Below are 7,474 nucleotides of genomic sequence, written 5' to 3'. Positions count from 1 at the left end.
GCTCAGGGCGGTGTCGAAGGGCGCAGTCGAAGGGCTAACAAAGTGCAAGCTTTCTGAGTCTCACAGTACCGAAAACCTTGCACAATTTCAATTTTAATCATCCTCAATTCCTTGTTTTATCTAGGTTTTACATTTATTCAGCAAGCCCTAAATATGAACAAGTTTATTATCCTGCGACAATATGTAAATGCAAAACTTAATAATATCTATTCAGAAATATTATTGAAAATTTTGCATTTTTTACGTGGGATTGACCGTTTATCTATGGTTAATAAAGATACCTATACCGTTATGAACACGGGCGGCTGTATTTGGTGAACGGTCGAGTAATTGCCCTCCCAAGTATAAACTTGTGGAACTACCACCGTCGAGGTTGAGGGCGTTAACACATCCCATGACCTGCATTAGTTGGGCGTGTTCTGCTAAGGTGGGTCCTAGTCCTCCGGCGCGGTTGTGGACTGCTGCTATGATTAAATTACCTGTACTGGTGGTACAAATGGCACTGCGGGCGGCTCTTTCGATAATAAAGGCGTTGCTAAATTTCTCACTTTGAGCATCGAGGACTATTTGGCGGTTTTGGATTAAAAGCGGACCTGCGCCGATAATGTGGGGGTAACGGTTAAAGTTAGCAGAGTTAGTGGAACTGGTAATGTTAACTTTTGTGCCAATAGATAATTTTGCGGCGTTGCTGGTAGCAGTACCCCGTAAAGTGAGGAGGTAGCCGTCTTTGGGGATGGGAACAGGGGTGACACCTGCTTTACCTCCTGGTGTTTGGTTGGTGATTTGGTTATTTTGAACTGTGAGGATAATTTCGTTATCTAGTAGGGGTGTGTAAGTTTGTCCCCAGGTGGGTGTATAACGAGCGATGCCGTTTTGTACGTAGGCACTGTTCAGGAAGAGTATGGGTAGGGTTTGGTTATTACTGGTGTTTAAAGTTTCGTTTAAAGTGAGACGACCAAAATAAAATTCTCCGTTGTTATTCCAGGCGATCGCACCTCTATTAAGTATGGGTCCTGATAACCATTGATTGTCTCTTTTAACTGCCCCTAGTGGTAATTTATTATTGCGGTTAAAATAACCACCATTAATTCCTGCTACTGCTAAATCCCGTTGTGCTGTTTGGATTAAGGGTGCTATACCTGTTTGACTGTCCAGACTAGAAGATATTGGTTTTAAAGTTAACCCAGCTTGACGGGGGTTAATTTCTAGCCAAACGACGGGAAACCTATCCTGACCTACATTTATAAATCTTTGTTGCCAGCGTAATCCCTGATTCCAGGTAATATCCTTTGTTACTAAAGCATCTGGGATAATGTCAACGAGTAAACGATTAGGGTTAGCTAGGGTAGTAATGCGGGGAGATGAACCAAAGGGAATACTGAGAGTAATCCTAGTTTGATTATTAGTTTGATTATTAGTTTGATTATTTACTGTTTCTACTTTTTGGATCAGTGCGTCCGGGTCTGGTGTGGTTGGTAGTTGTTTTGTTTGGTCTGGTGGTGTGGTTGGGGGTTGGGGTGGATAACGTTGAATTAAGCCATTATCAGCCGTACTATCTAGGGTGATGATCCATTCTCGGTTGGGTGGTGCTGGAGGTGTAGAACTGAGATTTTTGGGATCTGCTGATTTTCTAATGATTTGACCTGGTGCAGCTTTCCAAGGTGTGGGACGATCTAAATCAAAGACTAGGCGATCGCCTGTAGGTCTTTTCCCCTGACGAATATTATTGATTTTCGCCGGAGGGGTAGAAATTACTAACTGATTTCCGTTAACTTGGATTTGCCAGCCGTTGGTTTGGGCAAAATTAGAAATATCTAAATAACGATATCCAGGAGAAAATTTAGCTTTGAGGGTGGAAGATGATGCAGAAAACCACTCTATTGGTTGCAGTTCAGGATTAGTGGTATTTAATAAATCTATGCCTATTAATTGCCTGAGTGCAGCATCACTAACATAAGTGCTTACAGTTCCCGACGTTCCTGGTTGTTGTATCCAAGCACCTGGTAAAGTTTTACCATTGAGAAAAATTTGATTACCTGATAATGGTGTTGGTAGTTGAGAAATCATCAGGGGGAGAGATTGAGAACGGATGGGAGATAGTTGAGCGTTAGTAGTATCAGCAATAAGTAAACTAAGTGCTGTTACTAGCATTGAAGACACAGAGTAGAGGAAAAATCGCAGTTTGTTCATTTCGATCATGAGCATTTTTACTATTCGTCAGTTTTGGGGGAATAGGGAATAGGGAACAGGGAGTAGCAAGAATTGAGTTTTTACCCAGTCACCAGTCACCAGTCCCCACTGGTTAAAATCCTAGATCCAAATATCAGCAAAAATTTTGCTATTTTCCTTGATATATTTATACAAACCAGTTTAAATTAGTCCATTGTCCCAAATAAGCACTTTTGCGAGTATTACAGATTGATCTACCTTTAATTTTATATTTATTCACTCATGGCTAAAGTAAAAACCACTAAAACCGATAACGAAACCTTAGAACAAAAGCTGTGGAAGTCGGCGGACAAGCTACGCAAAAACATGGACGCAGCCGAATATAAGCACGTTGTTTTAGGGTTAATTTTCTTAAAATATATTTCCGATTCCTTTGAGGAATTACACCAAAAATTAATAGAGGGTGAAGGAATCTATGCAGGTGCAGATCCAGAAGATAAAGATGAATATATAGCCGAAAATGTGTTTTTTGTCCCAGAAAATGCTAGATGGTCTTATTTACAAGCCAAAGCTAAACAGCCAGAAATTGGTAAATTTGTAGATGAGGCAATGATTATTATTGAGACAGAAAACACCCAATTAAAAGGAATTTTACCGAAAGTTTACGCTCAACAGAAATTAGATAAAGCCTCATTAGGAAGTTTAATAGATTTAATTGGTAGTTGTAAATTAGTTAAAGATGAAAAAAGCAATGTTGAACAACTAGATTTAGACTTAGAACAGAATGCAGTAAAACTAAAAGGTGATGTTTTAGGACAAGTTTATGAATATTTCTTAGGAGAATTTGCCTTATTAGAAGGACGCAAGGGGGGACAATTTTACACCCCAGAAAGTATTGTTAAATTATTAGTAATAATGATAGAACCCTATTCTGGGAGAGTATTTGACCCTTGCTGTGGTTCGGGGGGAATGTTTGTTTGGAGTGAGAAATTTATCGAAGCACACCAGGGAAAGGTTGATAATATTTCTATTTATGGACAAGAAAGCAACGAAACTACCTGGCGTTTATGTAAGATGAATTTGGCAATTCGGGGGATAGATACTTCTCAAATTAGATGGAATAATGAGGGGTCATTTTTAAATAATGCTCATCCAGATTTAAAAGCCGATTTTATCTTAGCTAACCCTCCCTTTAATGATAGTGACTGGGGAGGGGAATTATTACAAAATGATGGACGCTGGGTATATGGTAAACCCCCCGTAGGTAATGCTAACTTTGCTTGGGTACAGCATTTTATTTATCATTTAGCACCTACAGGAAGTGCTGGTTTTGTGTTGTCTAATGGTTCGTTATCTTCCAATACTGGAGGAGAGGGAGAAATTAGACAGAAGTTAGTAGAAGCTGACTTAGTAGATTGTATTGTCATGTTACCAACTCAGTTATTTTATAATACTGGGATTCCGGCTTGTTTGTGGTTTATTAGTCGTTATAAAAATGTTAAACAGAATGGGAATAAAAACCGCAGTCGAAAGGGTGAGGTGTTATTTATTGATGCTTCCGAAATGGGAGAAATGATAAATCGCCGCAATCGGATTTTAACAGATAATGATGTTAATAAAATTGCTGATACTTACCATCAATGGAAACTGGAGAAGGGGAATTATCAAGATATCAAAGGTTTTTGTAAATCAGCAACTATTGAGGATATCAAAAAACATAATTTTGTGTTAACACCGGGGCGGTATGTAGGTATACCTGATGTGGAAGATGATGGAGAATCATTTCAGGAATTGATGGAGAAGTTAACCCTAGAGTTGGGGGAACAAATGCGAGAGGGGGAAAATTTAGATAAGGAGATTAAGGAACAGTTAGCCAAGGTGGGGTTTAGAATTGATTAAAAAATATAAGATAGACCTAACCCCCCTTTTACCCCTTTCCTACAAGGGAATGGGGGTTTCAAAGCCTCTCTCCTCGTAGGATAGAGGTTTGGAGAGAGGTATTTCAGTAAATTTTGAAACTTCTGAAACAACCTCTAATTTAATTAATTAATTAATAAAATAATCAGGGATGTTATGAATGCGTAGAGACTCTATTTTTTATAAACTTTTTCAACAATATCCATCTGTATTATTTCAACTATTAGACAAACCACCAAAAAATGCAGATGCTTATAGATTTGATTCCGTCGCAGTTAAAGAACCTAAATTTGAAATTGACGGGGTGTTTTTACCTCCAGAAAATCAAAGTCCTGGTACTGTTTATTTCTGTGAGGTGCAGTTTCAAAGAGATGAACAACTTTATGAGAGAGTATTTGCAGAATCTCATTTATATTTCTACCGTAACCGTTCTAGATTTAGTGACTGGCAAGGAGTTATAATATATCCCCTAGATAACCCTACCATCGTCGTATTAACCGACCGTAACGACCTAGACGACCAATTATTTGATACCTTTGCAGCATCCCGTCAACTCCTGAGACAAGAACCCCAACAAGCCAAAGATAGCAAACATCTCCGAGAACTGCTTAATGTAGCTTCAGGTGGTGTAGTATTTACAACCATACAAAAATTTGCACCAACGGACGAATTACCTCCAGCCTTCTGTAAGAAATATCCTCAAATCTTCCTATCAATTGTTAGTAAACTCAATTTAGCAGTAGAAGAAAATATATATTTACTTGGTGAACTTATAAAACCTGATAGCTTATCACGACGTAATAACATCGTTGTTTTAGCAGATGAGGCACACCGTAGCCAGTACGGTTTCAAAGCCAGAGAAATTGATATCAAAGATGAAAACGGCGTAATTATTGGTAAACAAACCCGCTATGGTTTCGCTAAATATATTCGTGATGCCTTACCTCATGCTACCTTTGTCGGTTTTACGGGGACACCAGTAGAAAAAACAGATCAAAATACCCCCGCCGTCTTTGGAGACTACATAGACATTTATGATATTGCCCAAGCCGTCACAGACGGGGCAACAGTTCCTATTTACTACGAAAGCCGACTGGTAAAAATAGACCTAGACGAAACCGGAAAACAATTATTAGCAGAACTAGACGAAGACTTAGAAGGACTAGGAGAAGGTGAAAACGTCCAACAAGCCAAAGCCCAACGCACCAAATTAGAAGCTGTCATCGGTGCAACCCAAAGACTAGAAACCATTGCCCAAGATATCATCCAACACTTTGAAACCAGGCAACAGGTATTTTTTGGTAAAGGTATGATAGTTACCTTTAGCCGTGCTATTGCCGTGCAACTCTACCAAGAAATAATTAACCTACGTCCTGAGTGGGGGAGTAACCAACTGGACCAGGGAACAATAAAAGTAGTCATGACTGCTGGTGCTAGTGATGGTGCAGAAATGGCTAAACACCACACCAGCAAACGAGAACGGAGTATTTTAGCTGGCAGACTCAAAGACCCCCAGGACTCACTACAGCTAGTAATAGTCTGTGATATGTGGTTAACCGGGTTTGATGCCCCCTGTTTGCATACTCTGTACATTGACAAACCCATGAAAGGTCATAACCTCATGCAAGCCATAGCCAGGGTAAACCGTGTTTATTTAGATAAACCAGGGGGGTTAATAGTTGACTATTTAGGAATAGGAAATGACTTGAGAGAAGCCCTAGCTTTTTATGCAGAAAGCGGTGGCAAGGGAGAACCTACATTAGACCAAGAAGCGGCTATTAATTTAATGTTGACTAAATTAGAAATAGTAGAACAATTAATGGCTGGTTGTGCTTATAGTGAATATTTTAGTAGTGACACTGGACGGAAACTGCAAATTATTTTAGAAGCTGAGGAACATATATTAAGTTTAGAAAATGGTAAGGACAGATTTAATCAAGAAGTTACTGCACTGTCTCAAGCCTTTGCTTTAGCTGTTCCCTCAGCAGCAGCCATGAATGTAGCTGCACAAGTATCATTTTTTCAAGCTGTAAAAGCCAGATTACAAAAATTTGATAGTAACAGTAATGGAGTTTCTCATCATGATATTTCCACAGCTATTAAACAAGTGGTAGACCAGGCATTAGTATCAGCAGGAGTAATAGATATTTTTGATGCGGCGGGAATTAAAAAACCAGATATTTCTATTCTTTCTGATAGTTTCATGGCAGAAATTAGAGGTTTAGAACATAAAAATCTGGCTGTGGAACTCTTGAAAAAACTCCTCAATGATGAAATTAGCACCCGTCAAAAAACTAATTTAGTGCAAAGTCGGAGTTTAAAAGAATTATTAGAAAATACCCTGAGAAAATATCAAAACCGGGTTATTAGTGCAGCAGAAGTAATTGAAGAACTGATTAATATAGCTAAGGAAGTTACCAAAGCCGACCAACGGGGAGAAGAATTAGGTTTATCTAATTATGAACTGGCTTTTTATGATGCTTTAGCTGAAAATGACAGTGCTAGGGATGTCATGGGAGTAGATAAACTGCGAGAATTAGCTATTGTTTTAGTGCAAAGAATCCAAAAAAACGCCAGCATTGACTGGAATATTAAAGAAAATGTCAGAGCGAGAATGAAAGTCATGGTAAAAAGGTTATTAAGGGAGTATGGTTATCCTCCTGATATGCAAGCTTTGGCTACAGAATTGGTGTTAGAACAAGCTAAATTATTTAAGGTTTGCTGAAAAAGTTATCTGTATTCTACCACTCCAGGCGATCGCTAATCTTGGTTAAGTCGCTTTATTTGTCTACTGGACAACCTGACAAAATTTTTGTCCACCGAGTGACTGGACAAAATTGTCCAGTAGGAGAGTTGACAAACCCAGATGGACGGTCAAGACACAGAACTGATTAAAATTCACCTGTCCCCAGTCCCCAGTCACCAGTCCCCAATTATCAGGGAATCTTAAAAAATTGTAATTTTTTTGGTCAATAAAGGTGATAATATGTATATTCCCTATTTATCTATTGAAAAACCATTCACCAATCATCCCGCTAAAACTACCAACGCTCACAGTTCTCAATAACACATCTCAATCACACTTTTAGAGAAACGGTTTATAATAGGGGTTCTAACTGATTTAGACCTTACGCAAGTGTCACACCAAAAATATGTCTTATGGTGCTTTAAACTGCATAAATCCAGTAAATCAATAAATTGTTGATATCTGATGCACCCTACCAATGTGACATTGATTATTGATAGATAGGGTTTGCTGAATAAACCTAAAACCTTGATATATCAAAGGTTAGAGGCTGATAAACAGGAAAAAAGTGCAAGGGTTTTGAAGGGTATACCGGAAAAAGTGTGCATTTTTTGGGATTTCAAGAGATGGCAAAGAAATTTT

General features: G+C 38.7%; 3 protein-coding genes and 1 pseudogene. 3 read left to right on the top strand and 1 reads right to left on the bottom strand.

Going from position 1 to position 7,474, the window contains the following annotated elements; translation table 11 throughout:
- Positions 1-258 precede the first annotated feature (258 nt).
- On the bottom strand, positions 259-2,205 hold the full coding sequence (locus PN497_RS16745) for a phosphodiester glycosidase family protein (protein WP_096570174.1): 1,947 nt from the start codon (positions 2,203-2,205) through the stop codon (positions 259-261).
- Between the two features lie 246 nt (positions 2,206-2,451).
- Between PN497_RS16745 and PN497_RS16740 the strand changes: the two genes are divergently transcribed.
- The 3 genes and pseudogenes from PN497_RS16740 (at position 2,452) to PN497_RS26015 (ending at position 6,811) form a co-directional block, all read left to right on the top strand.
- Positions 2,452-4,068 carry a type I restriction-modification system subunit M gene (locus PN497_RS16740; protein WP_096570176.1) on the top strand — a complete coding sequence of 539 codons (1,617 nt, stop codon included), beginning with the start codon at positions 2,452-2,454 and terminating at the stop codon, positions 4,066-4,068.
- Positions 4,069-4,246: 178 nt separating this feature from the next.
- A pseudogene (locus PN497_RS26020) lies at positions 4,247-5,812 on the top strand (HsdR family type I site-specific deoxyribonuclease); the annotation flags it as partial.
- Positions 5,792-6,811, top strand: a complete 1,020-nt coding sequence (locus PN497_RS26015) for a DUF3387 domain-containing protein (protein ID WP_457853190.1) — start codon at positions 5,792-5,794, stop codon at positions 6,809-6,811. The pseudogene PN497_RS26020 and the gene PN497_RS26015, both read left to right, overlap by 21 nt.
- Positions 6,812-7,474: the final 663 nt, after the last annotated feature.

It is taken from the genome of Sphaerospermopsis kisseleviana CS-549 (genome assembly GCF_028329225.1).
In the GTDB taxonomy this organism is placed as follows: domain Bacteria; phylum Cyanobacteriota; class Cyanobacteriia; order Cyanobacteriales; family Nostocaceae; genus Sphaerospermopsis; species Sphaerospermopsis kisseleviana.
Note: the sequence above shows the minus strand (reverse complement) of the source record. Positions and strands in the feature narration are given on the sequence as shown.